Genomic DNA, 16,806 nt, shown 5'->3' on the forward strand with positions numbered 1-16,806 from the left:
CACAAACGGGGAAAGGATCGGGTTCAGGCGGCTACGAAGGCTTCCAGTCCCGCCAGCCGCATTTGCGGTTCGGGAGAGGGCACTTTTCGCGGCTCGCTGTCCTTCACGGCGGCGGCAATCGCCGCGATGTGCGCAGGCGAAGACCCGCAGCACCCGCCGAGGATGTTAACCTGTCCGTGATCGGCCCAGTCCTTGACGAGCCCCGCAGTGGTGTCGGGCATCTCGTCATATTCGCCCAGCTCGTTGGGTAGCCCTGCATTGGGATAGACCATCAGCAGCGCGTCGGCGATCTGCGAGAGCACTTTCACGTGCGGTCGCAGTTGTTCGGCACCGAAACTGCAATTGAGGCCGATGGTCAGCGGCTTGGCATGGCGCACGGCATACCAGAACGCCTCGACCGTGTGGCCCGAAAGGTTGCGACCCGAAAGATCGGTCAGCGTCATCGAGATCATCACCGGCACTTCACGGCCCAAGTCGCGCTCCAGCTGTTTGACCGCCATGATCCCGGCCTTGGCGTTGAGCGTATCGAACACGGTTTCGATCAGGATGAAGTCTACCCCCCCTTCCACCAGCGCGGCGGCCTGTTCCTTGTAGACCGCCACCAGTTCGTCGAAATCGATTTCACGGAAGCCCGGATCCTCGACATCGGGGCTGAGCGAGAGGGTCTTGTTGGTCGGGCCGATAGCGCCCGCCACAAAGCGGGGCTTGCCGTCCTTGGCCGCATATTCATCCGCCAGTTGGCGGGCGATCCGGCCACTCGCGATATTGATATCGGAGACGAGGCTTTCCGCCTTGTAATCGGCCTGGCTAATGCGGTTGGCGGAGAAGGTGTTGGTGCTGACAACATCCGATCCCGCATCGAGATAGGCGCGTGTAATGTCCGCGATCACGTCGGGTCGGGTCAGGGCGAGGATGTCGTTGTTGCCCTTCTGGTCGGCGGACAGGCCGAGATCGCCGGCGTAATCCTCCTCGGTCAGCTTGCGCTCCTGAATCTGCGTGCCGAACGCGCCGTCGAAGATCAGCACGCGCGCTTTCGCGGCGTGGAGCAGTTGTTGGCGGGCGCTCATGCGGCTTCTCCGGCGCTATCGGTATTTTGGGGCCGCTTCCCGAGCATGTGGCAGATCGCGTAGGCTAGCTCGGGGCGATTGAGGGTGTAGAAGTGGAAATCGCGCACGCCGCCCGCATAGAGTCGGCGGCACAGCTCGGCAGCAACGGTGGCGGCGACCAGCTGGCGCGCGGCGGGCATGGCATCCAGCCCTTCGAACAGCCCGTCCATCCATGCCGGGATAGCGGCTCCGCAAGCCTGTGCGAATTTGCGCGCCTGCGCGACATTGGTGACAGGCAGGATGCCGGGCAGGATCGGAGCATCGATCCCGGCGGCGGCGCACTTGTCGCGAAAGGCGAAAAAGGTCTCGGGAGAGAAGAAGAACTGGCTGATCGCGCGGCTCGCGCCCGCGTCGAGCTTGCGCTTCAGGTTGTCGATATCCGCCTGCGGGCTGTCCGCGTCCGGATGGGTTTCGGGATAGGCTGCGACCGAAATCTCGAAGGGCGCAATCTCCTTCAGCCCTGCCACCAGCTCTGCCGCGCTGGCATAGCCTTCAGGGTGCGGGGTGAAAGGCGCGCCGGGTTCGCCGGCATCGCCGCGCAGCGCGACGATATGGCGCACGCCGGCTTCCCAGTAATGTTCGGCGACCTCGCGGATTTCCGCCTTGGAGGCGGCGACGCAGGTGAGGTGGGCGGCGGCAGGCAGCTTGGCCTCGGTAATGATCCGCGCCACGGTGGCATGGGTGCGCTCGCGGGTTGATCCGCCCGCGCCATAGGTGACCGAGACAAAGCTGGGCGCCAGCGGCTTAAGCTGGGTCACCGCGTCCCACAATTGCGCTTCCATCTTTTCGCTCTTGGGCGGGAAGAATTCGAAACTTACCGCAACATCGCCCGGCAGACCGCTGAACAGCGGCGTGTCGGTGGCGGTGCGATATTCGTGAAGCTGGTCAAGCGTGGGGGTCATCAGGCAGTTTCCTTCGCGGGGGCGGAGGCGGGAGACGGTGAGGTGGCGCGGCGCTTGCCGATCCAGATCTTGACCACCAGTTCGCCCCCTTCCAGGGCGATCGGGGCGGCCGCCGCAAAGCTGGCGGCGCGCAGCAGGTCAGCCATCTGGCGGTCAGCAAATCCCAGCCGTGCATGCTGGTGGCGGGTGCGCAATTCCTCGTGATCATGGCTGGCGAAATCGACGATCGCGATCCGCCCGCCGGGCCGCAATACACGCGCAGCCTCGGCGAGGGCCGGGGCGGGATCGGGGGCGAAATGCAACACCTGGTGCAGCAGAACCGTGTCAAAGCTCTCCGACACAAACGGCAAATCGGCGAAATCGCCCTGCACCAGCTCGATCTGCGCCGTGGGCAGGTGCTGCAATTTGGCGCGGGCTACGCGCAGCATTTCAAGGTTCTTGTCGAGCGCAACGATACGTTCGGCGTCGGGGGCAAAGAGTTCGGCCATGCGTCCGGTGCCGGTGCCGATGTCGAGCACCTGCCCCAGCGGCGCGTCGGCAAGGGCTGCGGCAAGATGGCGTTCGACTTCGATATCAGGACTGTGCAGCGCGCGCAGATCATCCCACTCGCTTGCATGGCGGGCGAAATAATGTTCCGCTGCCGTCTCGCGTGCCTCGCGGATCGCCGCCAGCTTGCGGCGGTCGGCCTCGCACAGCGCGGCGAATTGCGGCTCCTCGGCCTCGGCGATCGCAAGTACGCGCTGCACCGCCTCGACTACGGCACCGCTCGCCTCGCTCTGGCGCAGGAATACCCAGCTGCCTTCGCGGCGCCGCTCGGCAAGGCCTGCATCGCACAATATGCCGACGTGGCGCGAAACGCGCGGCTGGCTCTGGCCGAGCACCTGGGCCAGTTCGCCAACGGCCAGCTCCATCGCCGACAGCAGCCGCGCGATCCGCAGCCTAGTCGGGTCGGCGAGCGCCTTGAAGATGTCCTCGATCACCATGTCGAAGGACATATAAAGATATTTTTATATCTGTAAATCGCCTGTGACGAAGCCGGGCCATGGACAGCCCTGCCCCTTTAGCCCCTACATCGCGATCCGCGCCGCTCCGGCAGCGGGACGGAAAACGTCGGTTCGGGCAAGCACCTCCGCCTCGTTATTGTAGCGCGCGACAGCTTCGGCAACCCTCGGTGCGGCGGCGGCATCACTCACTGCAACAAGGCACCCGCCGAAACCAGCGCCCGTCAGGCGCACCCCGCCCGCCTCGCCCAAGGCGTCGCCGACGATGCCGGCGAGGCGATCGAGCGCAGGGAGCGAGACGGCAAAATCCGTGGCCAGCGACCGGTGCCCTTCGGCAAGCAGGCGACCTAGCGCACGAACATCGCCTGCAGCGAGAGCGGCGGCAACAGCCTCCACCCGGCCGATTTCGGAGACGACGTGGCGGGCGCGGGCGAACAGCGTTTCATCCAATCCGCCGCGCCCTGCCTCAAGCCCGGCCGGATCGAGATCGCGCAGCGCCGTTACGCCATAATGCCGGGCCGCTGCCTCGCATTCGGCGCGGCGCTGGTTGAAGGCGCTTGTCGTCAACTGGCGGCGGATGCCCGAATCGATCACCGAGATTGCCAGCGAGGGGTGAATCGCAACGGCGCGGGTTTCCAGCGACCGGCAGTCGAGCAGCAGCGCCGATCCTTCGATGCATGCGGCCGAGGCCATCTGGTCCATGATCCCGCAGGCGCAACCGACAAAGTCGTTTTCCGCGCCTTGCGCGATCAGTGCGAGCTGATCGGGAGCAAGGTAGATGCCCGAATGCTCGCAAAGCGCCAGCCCCACCGCCACGCCGAAGGATGCCGAGGACGACAGCCCTGCCCCGATCGGCACGTCTCCGGCCACGGCGATCCGCGCAGGCTGCACATCATGACCGTCAGCCTGAGTGAAATGCACCACCCCGCGCACATGGTTCTGCCATTCGGCGTCCGCGCGCGCGATCATCCCGTCGGGGGCAAAACTGTCCCGCGCACCCGCGCCCATGTCGAGCGCGACGGTTTCAACCACGCCGCCTTCGCCCGGGCCGATCGCGACGATGGTCTCCCGATCGATCGCGCAGGGCAGCACCAGCCCGTCATTGTAATCGACATGCTCACCGATGAGGTTGACCCGTCCCGGTGCGGCGAACAGCGCGATGGGTGCTTCGCCATAGGCGGTGCGGTAACCTTCGATGACACGGGAAATCAGGCGGTCACGGCGGTTCATGGGCGGCTCCGGTAATGCACTGTTCCGCTGACTGCGCGCAGCATTTCCGCCGCACGTTCGGGCGTCAGGTCGCGCTGCGGCTCGGCGAGCATCTCGTAACCGACCATGAATTTGCGCACTTCGGCAGAGCGCAGCAGCGGCGGGTAGAAATGGGCGTGGAGCTGCCAGTGGTCGATATCGGCCATGCCGAAGGGTGCCTGATGCCAGCCCATCGAATAGGGAAAGCTCGTCTCGAACAGGTTGTCGTATCGGGTCGTGAGAGCCTTCAGGATCGCCGCGAGACTTTCGCGCTGCGCATCACCCAGCTGCGGCAGGCGCTGCACGGCAAAGCGAGGCAGCAACAATGTCTCGAACGGCCAGGCCGCCCAGAAGGGCACGATGGCGAGCCAATCTGCATTCGCCTCGACCACGCGATCACCCTTTGCCGCTTCCCGCTCAGCCACATCGATCAGAAGCGGGCGGCCATGCGCGGCCATGTAGGCACGCTGGCATGCGTCCTCGGTCGCGGTCTCCTGCGGAACATGCGCGGTCGCCCAGATCTGCCCGTGAGGATGCGGGTTGGAACAGCCCATCATCGCCCCCTTGTTCTCGAACACCTGCACATTGCCGAAGCGATCGCCAAGTTCGGCGGTCTGACCTGCCCAGCAATCAACCACAGCGCGCAGCTGCTCCGGCGCGAGCAAGGGAAGCGATTTACCGTGATCGGGCGAGAAGCAGATCACGCGGCAGACGCCTGCCGACGCCTCGGCGCGGAACAGCGGATCATCGCCGCTTGCCTCGCCGGCATCATCGGTCAGCGCGGGGAAATCATTATCGAACACGTGGACGCCGGCGTAATCCGGATTGCGCGCTCCCCCGACACGGGCATTGCCGGGACACAGGTAGCAGGCGGGATCATGGGCGGGCGGCGGCGGCTCCGGCGGAGTGACTTCGCCCTGCCACGGACGCCCCATGCGCTGCGGGGAGACCTGCACCCAGCCACCCGTCAACGGATTATGGCGCCGGTGCGGTCTGGCGCGATCGATCGCCATCAGGCCGCCCTTTCCTGCGACCGCGCCAACGCCGTGCGCGGCGCGAATACGGCCCGCCCGCCCAGCACGAAGCGGTTAACCGCCAGCGCTGCTGTGACACTGGTCACCAGCGTGATCACCATGAAGTGGATGTAGTGCAGCGTGATGATGCCGTCGGGCTGCAAGCGGAAGGTGTAAAGCCCGTAGAGCGCCACGCCCCATACCACCCCGGCGATTGCCGCGGACGCCTTCACCCCGCGGAACAGCAGGCCGACGACAAAGGCGCTGAGGATCGGCATGGAGAGCAGCCCGTTCAATTGCTGAAGCAGATTGATGATGCTGGTGGCGGATTGATACATCGGTACCAGCAGGATCGCCACGACCGTCAGCAGCACAGAAACGGCAGCGGCGAGTTTCCAGTGATCCTTCACCTCGCCCACGAACTGCTCGTGGAAATCGACTGCATAGAGCGCCACGGAGGAATTGAGCACCGCGCTGAAGGTAGTGATTACCGCCGCTGCCACCATCGCGGCAAAGGCGCCTGAAAGCCACGGTGGCAGGATCTGGGCCACCAGCATCCCATAGGCATTGTCGCCCACCTGCCCGAACAGCTTGAAGGCCACGATCCCGGGGATCACCACGATCGGCGGCACGATCAGGATGCGGATCACCGCAGCGACCAAAACGCCCTTCTGCGCCTCGCGGATAGTGGGGGCCGCCATCGCCTTCTGGGTCAGGTTCTGGTTGGTCGACCAGTAGAAGATCTGGATGAAGATCATGCCCGTCAGCAGGGTCTGCCACGGGATCGGGCTGTCGGGCCCGCCGATCATGGTCAGCCGTTCGACCGGAACGCCGGAAACGATGTCCCAATCGGCCGCCGCCAACCCCAGCACCACGATCAGCATAGCGAGGCCAAGGATGCCCACCCCCGACCAGGTGTCCATCACCGCCACCGCGCGCAATCCGCCGAAGATCGTGTAGCCCGCAGAAATCAACGCCAGGATCGCCGCGAAGGCAAGCAGCGGCACCCCTTCGCCGAACAGCGCGCGCATGAACAGGCTGCCCGAATAGAGCGCGGCCGGAAGATAGATCAGCACGTTGCCGGCCAGAAACAGTCCCGAGATCAGCGTCCGGATGCTGCGTCCGCCATACCGCTTTTCGAGCAGTTCGGTGACGGTGGTGCACTGCTCGCGGTAATAGACCGGCACGAACACGAAGGCGAGGATCAGCAGGCCGAAGAACCCGCAGATCTCCCACCACGCCAGCAGCGCCATCTGGTTGCCGTTCATCCCTACCAGCTGATCGGTAGAAAGGTTGGTGAGCGTGATGGAGCCCGCCACGAACAGCCACGACAGCTTGCCCCCGGCAAGATAGACATCCTTTGACGAACCATCATGCGCGGCGCGGCGGATTGTAAGCCATGTCGCCAGTCCGATCGCAGCGGTCAGGCCGATGCACACCGCGATTTGGATCAGGCTGCCGGTCGGCATGGCATCGAACATTGCGTGCTTTCCCCTCTCGATTGGCGGGGTTACAGCGCATTGACAGCAGCCGGACAAGCCTTGCGGCAAAGATCATCACCGGCGCCGACGGGAGAGGTCTGCTTGGAACACGTGCGGCTCGATGGCGTGGCGGTGACGCTGGTGTTCGCGCTGGAACGTGGCGGCACGGCGGACCTCGTCTATCTCGGCACGCGCCTGCCAGAGAGCGAAGACCTCACCGCCCTCGCCGCAGCAGGCAAGCGCGGACGGCACGAAAGCCAGCCCGATGTCCCGCCGGTGCCGGGCCTGCTGCCCGAACGCAAGGGCGGGTGGAGCGGCACGCCTGCGATTGAGCTCCGGCTTGCGGGCAAGCGGCTGGAAACTGATTTCAGAACCGCCGACTGGTCTGCCGCCGACAACAGGATCGAGATCACCTTTGCCGATGATGCGCTGGAGGTGGACGTCTTCGTCACCTGGCGGATCACGGCGAGCGACGTGATTGAGGTGGAACGCATCATCGCCAACGCCTCCGGACAGGATCTCGAACTGGCGCGGTCGGCTGCGGTATCGCTCCCGATCCCGCAGCGTTTTACCGAGGTCACCAGCTTCGCAGGGCGATGGTCCGGCGAAATGCGCGAGGAGCGCCGCACCCTCGCCCCCGAAGGCTTCGCCCGCAAGTCGTCAGGCGGCAAACCGGGCTTTGGCGGCGGAAACTGGCTGATCCTCCACGACCCGGCGAGCGGCCAGGTGCTTGGCGCGCATCTTGCCTGGAGCGGGGACTACCACACCACTATCGACTGCGACCCGGCGGGGACCGCGGATGGGCGCGCCGTGTTGCAGATGGGCACTATGAAAGATGCCGGATACGGCTTGCTGCCTGCGGCATCGTCGACCGAAACGCCGATGGCGGTGCTGGCGCTGGCTGCGAACGGGTCGGCGCTGGCGCAGCAACTTCATACCTATCTGCGCGCAGAAATCCTGCCTGTCCGCGCCGCATGGAGCCCGCGCAAGGTCCACATCAATTCGTGGGAGGCGCTGGGCTTCGGCCTGTCGGAGCCGAAGCTGATGGCATTGGCCGACAGTGCAGCGGCACTGGGAATCGAACGCTTCGTGCTCGACGACGGGTGGTTCGCCCGTCGGCGCAATGACCGCAGCAGCCTCGGCGACTGGCACGTGTCGCCCGACATCTTCCCAAACGGCCTCGGCCCGCTGATTGCCCATGTGCACGCGCTCGGTATGGATTTCGGCCTGTGGGTCGAGCCGGAAATGGTTTCGCCCGAGAGCGACCTCTACCGCGCGCACCCGGACTGGTGCCTGCACAACGTAGGCCGCGAACGCCCCACCATGCGCGGCCAGCTGGCGCTCGACATGTCACGCGGCGAGGTCCGCGATTACCTGTTTGACCGCCTCGATGCGCTGCTGCGCGAAAACCCGATTGCCTACCTCAAGTGGGATCACAACCGCGATCTCTTCCCCTCGGTCACGGGCCAGACCGAGGGGTTCTATGCCCTGCTCGACGCGCTGCGCGCGGCTAACCCCACAGTCGAGATCGAGAGTTGTTCAAGCGGCGGCGGGCGCATCGATTATGGCGTTCTTTCTCGCGTCCACCGGGTCTGGCCGTCCGACAACAATGATCCGATCGAACGCCTCAGGATCATGCGCGCGTGGAGCCACTTGCTGCCGCTCGAGGTGCTCGGCAATCACGTCGGTCCCTCGCCCAATCCGATCACCGGACGCGCTACGTCAATGGATTTCCGCGCCAAGGTGGCACTGTTCGGGCACATGGGGGTCGAAGCCGATCCCGGTGCGATGAGCGAGCATGAGCGCAGCGTGCTGGCGACGCATATCGCTCTCTACAAGGATTGGCGGGGCGTGCTGCATACGGGACGCTGGTTCGCGCTCGACCATCCCGATCCCGGCATTTTCGCGCAGATGGCAATGCATGATGACAAGGCGCTGGCAGTCGCGGCGCAGACCGCGTTTTCGCCGGTCTTTGATGCCGTGCCGCTGCGCCTCAAGGGACTTGAGGACGAGGCGCGCTACCGCGTGACCCTGCCGCGCCCATGGCCGGGCAAGGCCTCGCTCTACCTTAATGACTGGCAGGCGTGGGAAAGCGGCCTGACCCTTTCGGGCCGCGCCTTGATGTCGCAGGGTCTGGCCCTGCCCCTCACCCACCCTGAAACCGCGTGGCTCGTCGCGCTGGAGAGACTGCCTCAATGAAACTCGGCTGCTGCTACTATCCCGAACACTGGCCGGAAGAAATGTGGGCCGAGGATGCCCGGCGGATGGCCAAAATGGGCCTGTCGCTGGTGCGCATCGGCGAATTCGCGTGGAGCCGGATCGAACCCGAGCCGGGACGCTATGACTGGGGCTGGCTCGACCGCGCGATCGACACGCTGCACGCAGACGGATTGCAGGTGATCCTTGGCACCCCCACCGCCACCCCGCCCAAGTGGCTGGTCGATAAGATGCCCGACATGGTCGCCATCGACGAACAGGGGCATCCAAGAGGCTTCGGTTCGCGGCGGCATTACTGCTTCAGCCACGAAGGCTACCGCGCCGAGTGCCGCCGGATCGTCGCCGTGCTGGCCGAAAGGTACGGCAATCACCCGGCCATCGTTATGTGGCAGACCGACAATGAATATGGCTGCCACGACACAGTGCTCAGCTTCTCGGACGCCGCCGCTTCGGCGTTCAGAGGCTGGCTCGCGGCGCGTTACGGCACGCCGCAAGCGCTAAATGAAGCGTGGGGCAACGTGTTCTGGAGCATGGAATACCGCAGCTTTGCCGAAGTCGATCCGCCGCATCTGACCGTGACCGAGGCGAACCCCGCACATTGGCTCGACTATCGCCGCTTCGCCTCGCATCAGGTCGCAAGCTTCAATCGCGAACAGGTGGAAATCATCCGCGCCCATTCTCAGGGGCGCGACATCACCCACAACTTCATGGGCTTCTTCACCGAGTTCGATCATCACGATGTTGGCCGCGACATTGATGTGGCGACGTGGGATTCCTATCCGCTCGGCTTTCTCGAACAGTTCTGGTTCTCTGCGGAAGAAAAGCGCGCCTATCTGCGTCAGGGACACCCCGATATCGCCGCCTTCCACCATGATCTTTACCGCGGCTGCGCGAACGCGCGCTGGGGGGTGATGGAACAGCAGCCCGGACCGGTGAACTGGGCGCGCTTCAACCCCGCGCCGCTGCCGGGGATGGTCGCACTGTGGACGCTGGAAGCCGCCGCGCACGGAGCCGAGTTCACCAGCTATTTCCGCTGGCGGCAGGCACCCTTCGCGCAGGAGCAGATGCACGCTAGCCTGCTGCGGCCCGACAGCAGCGAGGCCGAGGCCGCGCCCGAGGTGCGAACGGCATCGGCGATATTGGCCGAGATCGGCCCGCAGCAGGCCGCGCGCGCGCCCGTCGCGCTGGTGTTCTCCTACGAGGCGGCATGGACAATCGGCATCCAGCCGCAGGGGCAAAGCTTCCGCTATCTCGAACTGGTGTTCGAAACCTATTCGGCGCTGCGGGCGCGGGGCCTCGACGTCGATATCGTGGCACCGCGGGCGGATCTATCCGCCTACCGCGTGGTAATTGTACCGACCCTTCCGATCATGCCGGAAGGCTTTGCCGACAAGCTGGGCGCACTCGGCTGTCCGGTCCTGATAGGCCCGCGATCTGGCAGCAGGACAGCTAGCTTCCGCATCCCCGAAGGCCTTGCACCGGGCGATCTCAAACCGCTTATCCCGCTTACAGTCACCCGCGTCGAAAGCCTGCGCGACGGGTTCAGCGAACCTGCCGAAGGCTTCGCCGTTACCCGCTGGCGCGAAGATGTGGAAAGCGAGCTGGCCCCCGAGCTAGCAGACACGGCGGGGCGCGGCGTGGTCTATAGCCAGAACAATGTCCGTTATTGCGCGATCTGGCCCGACCGCACGTTGCTCGCGCTATTGGTCGAGCGCATGGCGCAAGAGGCGGGCGTACCGCTGATCGACCTGCCCGACGGCATCCGCCTGCGCCGCTCTACCAGCCACGCTTTCACCTTCAATTACGCGAAGGAGCCGGTATTCGTGCCGCATCTCGGCAAGACGCTCGCTCCGGCAGCTTGCGACATCGCCGCGCTCTAATCCCCGGCCAGCAGCCTCGCATAGTGATCGCGCAGAGTTTCGCTGCCGAATTCCGGGGTAAGATCGGCGCTGTAAGTGCCACTCGCCGGATCGAGCACCAACATGCTCTCGGTCGCGTAGTAGCGCGCGATACGGGCATATTCGGCCTTTTCGGCAAACCAGTCGGACACGCCCGCGCCGACGTTTAGTGCCCGTTCGGCATAGGTGAACAGCCTGGGAGAGACCGATTTGAAGCGGGCGGGCCTTCCTGCCAGCTCGCACAGCATTTCGCCCTGCTCACGCAAGGAGATCGCCGGGCCGGGGCCGCCGATCGGCAGGATGCGCCCGCGGGTTTCGGGATTGCCGATGCATTGTGCGATGAAGCGCGCCAGATCATTATCGCTGATCGGCTTGCAGCGCGTCAATTCGCCGCCCCCGAAGACAAGGAACGGCTTGCCCGCCTTAACCCGCTTGACCTGCCCCGACAGCGACTTGAAGAACGCGGTCGGACGGATGATCGCATAATCGATCCCGCTCGCCGCCAGTTCGGCCTCGAAGGCGAGCTTGGCATGCTGGAAGGCGAGCAGCGGCTTTTGCACGCAAATGGCCGAAAGCAGGATGAACTGCCCCGCCCCCGCCGCCTGTGCTGCCGCAAGCAGCGCAATATTGGCGGCGTAATCGATCGCCTGCGCGTCCTTGGGTGCGCCGCTGCGCGAGGCGATGCAGGAAATCACGCAGTCGGGCGAGGCAGCAGCGAACACCCGCTCCAGACCGGACCTATCCGACAATGCGGCCTGCACGACATCGGCGCCGGCCAGCTCGGGAAGATCGTTCCCGCTCCCGACCGATCGCAGCAACGCGGTGACGCGATACCCGTCCGCGACCAGTTGCCGCACGACCGCGCGCCCGATCGTACCGCTTGCTCCGGCCACCAGCACCCGGCTTGAAGAGATCCCGCCCGCCATAATCGCACGCACAGTAACGCGCCGGCGAAACCGGTCAAATCAGCGATTGAGACATAGCGCCCTCGCAACCAGTTGCCGTTGCCTGTTTGCGTGGGCCGTGCAAATCCGGCCTCGTCATGGTGCGGCCTATTGCCCGCCACCCACGGCGAGCAGCGCGCCCTTTCCGGCGTGCGGAACCGGTTCCAGCCCATCAGGCAAAATCAGCGGATCGGGCACCGGACCGACGATCCAAACATGCGTGAATGCGTCCTGCGGGATTTGACGCAGTGCCTGCGAAAGATCGGGGTATACGGCAGCATCACATGCGCCCGAGTGCACAAATTGCGAAGGATCATGCTCAAACGGCGCCGCCGCCGGGTAATGCACGATCAGCGGGTTTACCCCCGGAACCTGCCACTGGTTATTGACGAAGACATTGCGCCGGGCAAGCGCCACCCCGCCCATATGCGACAGCACCGGCAATTCCCACGTCGTCTTGCACGGGACAATCGACAGGAAGGCAACACGCGATCCTTCGGGGATGGATTCGATCGCTGGAAGCGTTTCCTCCACAGTCCGTTCCTGCGCCACGTAGGCAGCGCCCGTCACCAGCGTTCGGCCGGCGAAAAAGGCGACAGCCATCAGGCTGATGATCCGCAGGGTCTTGGGTTCGATGCCTCGCGGGGATATCGCCAGAAGGGCGACAATCAGAATGTAGGGCACCAGCCGCATGTCGGCGAACATCGATCCGAACACCTGTACCGGCAGGATCATGAAGCTGGCGAAACAGATCGCCGCCGCCGTACCCAAGCGCCTGTCCCATGCAACTTCACGGGTACGGGCCGCCCAGTAGATCGTGATCACGACGGCGATGAGCGATACGACGTCAAACACGACCCACTTGTTGCGGAAAGCCGAAATCAGCCATTGCAGCTTGTAGCTGAGCGTCCAGCCCTGCAAATCGAGCCCCCCCGCACCGGTGCGCCAGACAAGCATCGGCACCAGCGGGAGCAGCAGCGGCCAGCATGCGCCGAGGATTTGCCGCAAGGCGGCGATAGGCCGTTCGCGGGCGGCGATCACGCCGGCCAGCACACTCGAACCGCACAGCAGACCCAGAAACGCCCAGCCAAAGGTGTGACACACCCAGATGACGACACCCGACACACCCAGCCAGATGCGCGCCGCGTTGTTCCGCCCGGCGCGGTCGAGCCGCATCCACAGCACGAAGGCCAGCAGGCCAAGCGCCATGCTGAGCGAGAAATTGAGGAAACCGTAATTGAATGGCAGCCCGTAAATCAGCGGCAGCGCCATCACGGCAAAGGGGGTGATGCGGCCGTGACATTCCCGGCTCACTAGCAGGATTCCGGCTGTGGCCAGCAGCTGCGTGCCGATCACGACAAGCTTGATCGCGGTTTCAAGGCCCAGCAATCCGTGCAGGGCCTGAACCAGCAGGTCGCCGCCCAGATTGCCGATCAGTTGCCATTGGTAGGAATAGAATTCCTGGAGCGCCGGCCGGTTTTCGATATCGGTCTGGACGACATAGCGCCCGTAATGACCAAAAAGGTCCACCAGCGGCGGCATGCCGACAAACAGCAAGGGCATAATTGCGGCAAGGCACAGAAGGGCAAACGCCGTCCGTGTATCGAGCCAGCTTATCCGGTCGCTGCGAAAGCCATATCCGATCGCGCCTGCAGAGCTTGTAATCATCATGCGACGCTTTTCCGCCTGAAAACGAACAGTCGCGTCAGCGGATAGAAAACCAGCGTATACGCACCGACAGCAAGCACCTGCGCAACCGGGCTGCCTTCGCCCAGCATCGACTGCGTCAGCAGCAGCACGGCCATGTTGACCCCGAAAGCGGTGAAGAAGACAGCAATGAACCGGCCCACTTCGGTGTGCGATATCGTTCCCCTGACACCGAAGACATAGTGCCGATTCAGCAGGAACGAACAAGTCAAAGCAACAGCATAACCGACAATGTTTGCCGTGATGCCGTCAGCCCCGATAGCCAGACAGAAGAATATCGTCGAAAAACCGACGATTGAATTGGCCACCCCTGTCACCAGAAAAGGGATCAGCCGGAAGAACTGCCGGATAGCATACGAAACGAGAGGCTCGGACTTCCCTCTCGTGGTGCATCCGCCTCTGGTATTACGGTCGCTCAGCGGCAAGATGGTTCTCGCATGGTCTGCCCGCCGTGAACGGGGCGGGACGATTTGGTAGCTGGGACGCCCCCTGTCCGATCCACAGGAGCCATCCGAAAAAGAAGCATCGGATTGCACCTCATGGACCCTCCAGCAGCGCAGGGCGGGACTATGAGAGAATGGTAAATTCGGCGTTAAGAGCTTCGACTCTCGCCAGACTGGACGCGGGCTTTGCAAAAGGGCGCCGTCCGGTAATGCCACAATGAAAAGACAGCCCGGATATACGTCCCGTTAACCATCCTGATCTAGCCTTGCGTCAGGAAAGGGCCCCATGACCTATCAATCGATCGGCAATTTCGTTGCAGACCATGCGACAGCAGTCCGCCATCCGGAAGCCTGGGGCCTTGCCGAAGCGGGGCTCCGCGTACCGCTCGTTTCCGTTATCGCACCTGTAAAGGACGAGCAGGAATCGATCGGGGCCTTTGTTACTCGGGTTTCCGCCGTGCTCGATCAGGTTGCGCCCGAGGGCAATTGGGAGATCCTGTTTGTCGACGACGGCAGCAGCGATACCACACTTGCCGTGATCGCTGCCTGGCACGAACGTGATCAGCGGGTGCGAGCGCTTTCGCTCTCCCGCAATTTCGGCAAGGAAGCTGCGCTTTCTGCAGGCTTGGATTATGCTGCCGGCGACGCGGTCGTGCCGATGGACGTCGATCTTCAGGACCCGCCGGAAGTGCTCGTTGAAATGGTGGCCAAGTGGCGCGCCGGTTGCGATGTCGTCTACGGAGTCCGTCGCAATCGCGGCACCGATACCTTGCTGAAGCGCATGACGGCAGATCTCTACTACCGCACCCACAATGCCCTGAGCAGAGACAAGATCCCGGAGCACGCCGGCGACTTCAGGCTGCTCGACCGCAAGGTCGTCGAGGTGATCCGCAAGCTTCCCGAGCGCAACCGCTTCATGAAGGGTCTGTTTGCTTGGAGCGGCTTCCGGCAGGACGCGGTCGAATATGACCGTATCGAACGAGCCGCAGGCACCAGCAAATTCAATTACTGGAAGCTATGGACACTGGCACTCGACGGGATCACCTCGGCCTCGACCGTGCCTTTGCGGATCTGGAGCTATGTCGGCGCCAGCATCGCCATGCTTGCTCTGATCTACGCCGCCTTTCTTACCATCAAAACCCTGATTTTCGGCGCGCTCGTGCCTGGATACGCGTCCATTATGGTTTCGGTGCTGTTTCTGGGAGGCGTCCAGCTCATTTCGCTCGGCGTGCTTGGCGAATATGTCGGACGGATCCTGACCGAAACCAAACAGCGCCCGATTTACATTGTCCGCGAGTCCATCGGTCTGGAAGCCTTCCATGCCGCTTGCGCAATCAATCCTTCTTCACCGAACAGGAGCCCGCGATGAACAGCCTCACACGCCAGCACGACATCGCTTTTCAGGCCAATCTCTATGCCGATCCCAACCCGACACGGCGCAGCCTGCACAGTGCGCGCCGCACATGGGTGGAACAGGCGCTGGCCGGGGTCGGACCGGAGACGCGGATCCTGGAGGTGGGCGTGGGCTGCGGCATCTTCACGCGGTTCCTATCACGAACCGGCGCGCAGGTGACTGCCATCGACATCAACCCCGATTTCATCGAGAGCGTGCAGGGACTGCCCAATGTCAGCGCCCATGTCCGCGATGCCACCTGCCCCTTCGATGTAGAAAATCAGGACGTGGTGCTCAGTTCGGAGGTGCTCGAACATGTGCCGCCCGAGCGTTCGATCGCGATGCTGCGTGAAATCCGGGCCTCGCTGAAGCCGGGCGGTCTGTTCATCCTGACAACGCCGCAGCGCTATGCCACGATGGAATTGGCCGCGCGGCTGCTCCAGTTTCCTGCCGTGCTTGCCCTTGCCCGCAAAATCTACGGCAATGTGGACGAGCTTGGTCACATCAACCTGCTCACGGCTTCGCAGCTTCAACAACAGCTCGAATCGACCGGTTTCCGGATAGAACGACACGAGCGCTTCGGATTCTATCTGCCATTGATCGCCGACTTCGGAGGAAAGGCGGGCCAAAGCCTGCTGCGCGGGATTGAAGCGGTGATCCGCCATATTCCTGTCCTACGCGGACTGCTTTGGACACAGGCCTACGTGCTGCGCGCTTGTTAAGCGCTCCCCCCTGTTATCCCGACCCGGGAATTGAGGGGTTTTACAATATTTTTCAGTGATTTGTGGAGCCGGACGGCGTTTGCGACGCGGAATGTTACGGGCGGACACAGGTAAGAAATCCGTTCGCACCGACTTGGCATAACGTTGCTCGCCCGGTCGGATCAAGAATGCCGGCCATGACACGGCTCGCGTGCCGCCACTTCAGGGGCACGAAGCGGATGTCCACTTGCCCGAATTGGGCCCGCGGGCGCACATCCATTGGTGCCAATGCATGACGATGCGCCAGCCGCCCGTGTCAGGGTCGGGCTCGGCGCTGGCAAAGGTGCGCTTGCCAGATACGCTGTCATCGGCGAGGCCATGCTCCTCGATCCGGATCGCCATGAAATTGTTGGCGCTGCCGGTCGGTTTTTCATGCGGCTGTCCCCGTCAGCGCCTATGGCACAGATTTGAGGTTGTGATTTAAGGAGTGTTTGGGTCTCGTCGTAGTGACGAAGGAACGAAGATGAGACCCAAACACTCCAATGCAAAATCGCTGACGAAGGCCCCTGCCGAGCAGGTTGTGAAGGACATCCGGCGCCGAACCCGGCGGCACTTTTCGGCCGAGGACAAGATGATCTGCCCCCTTCTGAGTGGCCCAATTTCTATTTTAGAATTGGTCACGAAGGAGGAATGGAATGGCAAGGAAGCACAGGCCGGAAGAGATCATCGGCAAGCTGCGTGAAGCGGAGATC

14 protein-coding genes and 1 pseudogene are annotated in these 16,806 nt (G+C 63.6%); 5 read left to right on the forward strand and 10 right to left on the reverse strand.

Annotated elements, in window-relative coordinates; all coding sequences use genetic code 11:
- Positions 1-23 precede the first annotated feature (23 nt).
- The 6 genes from OIK40_RS11695 to OIK40_RS11720 all read right to left on the reverse strand — a co-directional run bounded on the left by OIK40_RS11695 (position 24) and on the right by OIK40_RS11720 (position 6,751).
- Entirely contained in the window at positions 24-1,067 is a 1,044-nt protein-coding gene (locus tag OIK40_RS11695) for a homocysteine S-methyltransferase family protein (RefSeq protein WP_273678518.1), read from the reverse strand.
- A complete protein-coding gene (gene metF, locus OIK40_RS11700; protein ID WP_273678519.1) occupies positions 1,064-2,008 on the reverse strand; it encodes a methylenetetrahydrofolate reductase [NAD(P)H] in 945 nt (314 codons plus the stop codon). The genes OIK40_RS11695 and metF overlap by 4 nt, the downstream gene beginning before the upstream one ends.
- The gene (locus OIK40_RS11705; protein ID WP_273678532.1) at positions 2,008-2,991 is read right to left on the reverse strand and encodes an ArsR/SmtB family transcription factor; all 984 of its coding nucleotides are present in this window, start codon (positions 2,989-2,991) and stop codon (positions 2,008-2,010) included. The genes metF and OIK40_RS11705 overlap by 1 nt, the downstream gene beginning before the upstream one ends.
- Before the next feature lie 84 nt (positions 2,992-3,075).
- Positions 3,076-4,239, reverse strand: a complete 1,164-nt coding sequence (gene galK, locus OIK40_RS11710; RefSeq protein WP_273678520.1) for a galactokinase — start codon at positions 4,237-4,239, stop codon at positions 3,076-3,078.
- The gene (locus OIK40_RS11715; protein ID WP_273678521.1) at positions 4,236-5,270 is read right to left on the reverse strand and encodes a UDP-glucose--hexose-1-phosphate uridylyltransferase; all 1,035 of its coding nucleotides are present in this window, start codon (positions 5,268-5,270) and stop codon (positions 4,236-4,238) included. The genes galK and OIK40_RS11715 overlap by 4 nt, the downstream gene beginning before the upstream one ends.
- On the reverse strand, positions 5,270-6,751 hold the full coding sequence (locus OIK40_RS11720) for a sodium:solute symporter family transporter (RefSeq protein ID WP_273678522.1): 1,482 nt from the start codon (positions 6,749-6,751) through the stop codon (positions 5,270-5,272). Before OIK40_RS11720 ends, OIK40_RS11715 begins: the two co-directional genes overlap by 1 nt.
- A 111-nt stretch (positions 6,752-6,862) precedes the next feature.
- Here OIK40_RS11720 and OIK40_RS11725 point away from each other — a divergent pair, with 111 nt between their 5' ends.
- A complete protein-coding gene (locus OIK40_RS11725) occupies positions 6,863-8,950 on the forward strand; it encodes an alpha-galactosidase (protein ID WP_273678533.1) in 2,088 nt (695 codons plus the stop codon).
- Positions 8,947-10,848 carry a beta-galactosidase gene (locus OIK40_RS11730; RefSeq protein ID WP_273678523.1) on the forward strand — a complete coding sequence of 634 codons (1,902 nt, stop codon included), beginning with the start codon at positions 8,947-8,949 and terminating at the stop codon, positions 10,846-10,848. The genes OIK40_RS11725 and OIK40_RS11730 overlap by 4 nt, the downstream gene beginning before the upstream one ends.
- Here OIK40_RS11730 and OIK40_RS11735 read toward each other — a convergent pair.
- The 3 genes from OIK40_RS11735 to OIK40_RS15055 form a co-directional block, all read right to left on the reverse strand.
- A complete protein-coding gene (locus tag OIK40_RS11735) occupies positions 10,845-11,804 on the reverse strand; it encodes an NAD(P)H-binding protein (protein WP_273678524.1) in 960 nt (319 codons plus the stop codon). The genes OIK40_RS11730 and OIK40_RS11735 overlap by 4 nt on opposite strands.
- A gap of 114 nt (positions 11,805-11,918) precedes the next feature.
- Complete coding sequence (locus OIK40_RS11740; RefSeq protein WP_273678525.1) at positions 11,919-13,481, reverse strand: hypothetical protein; 1,563 nt, start codon at positions 13,479-13,481, stop codon at positions 11,919-11,921.
- Positions 13,478-14,176, reverse strand: coding sequence for a GtrA family protein (locus OIK40_RS15055; RefSeq protein ID WP_309557558.1), 699 nt, complete (start codon positions 14,174-14,176; stop codon positions 13,478-13,480). Before OIK40_RS15055 ends, OIK40_RS11740 begins: the two co-directional genes overlap by 4 nt.
- 70 nt (positions 14,177-14,246) lie before the next feature.
- Between OIK40_RS15055 and OIK40_RS11750 the strand changes: the two genes are divergently transcribed.
- A complete protein-coding gene (locus OIK40_RS11750; RefSeq protein WP_273678526.1) occupies positions 14,247-15,329 on the forward strand; it encodes a glycosyltransferase family 2 protein in 1,083 nt (360 codons plus the stop codon).
- Positions 15,326-16,075, forward strand: a complete 750-nt coding sequence (locus tag OIK40_RS11755; RefSeq protein WP_273678527.1) for a class I SAM-dependent methyltransferase — start codon at positions 15,326-15,328, stop codon at positions 16,073-16,075. The genes OIK40_RS11750 and OIK40_RS11755 overlap by 4 nt, the downstream gene beginning before the upstream one ends.
- Before the next feature lie 201 nt (positions 16,076-16,276).
- Here OIK40_RS11755 and OIK40_RS11760 read toward each other — a convergent pair whose 3' ends face one another.
- Positions 16,277-16,456 (reverse strand): hypothetical protein, encoded by a 180-nt coding sequence (locus tag OIK40_RS11760; RefSeq protein ID WP_273678528.1) that lies wholly within the window; start codon positions 16,454-16,456, stop codon positions 16,277-16,279.
- Between the two features lie 121 nt (positions 16,457-16,577).
- Between OIK40_RS11760 and OIK40_RS15105 the strand changes: the two are divergent.
- A pseudogene (locus OIK40_RS15105) lies at positions 16,578-16,742 on the forward strand (IS3 family transposase); the annotation flags it as partial.
- Between the last annotated feature and the right edge of the window lie 64 nt (positions 16,743-16,806).

Origin of the sequence: Erythrobacter fulvus, assembly GCF_028595285.1 — a bacterium.
In the GTDB taxonomy this organism is placed as follows: Bacteria; Pseudomonadota; Alphaproteobacteria; order Sphingomonadales; family Sphingomonadaceae; genus Erythrobacter; species Erythrobacter fulvus.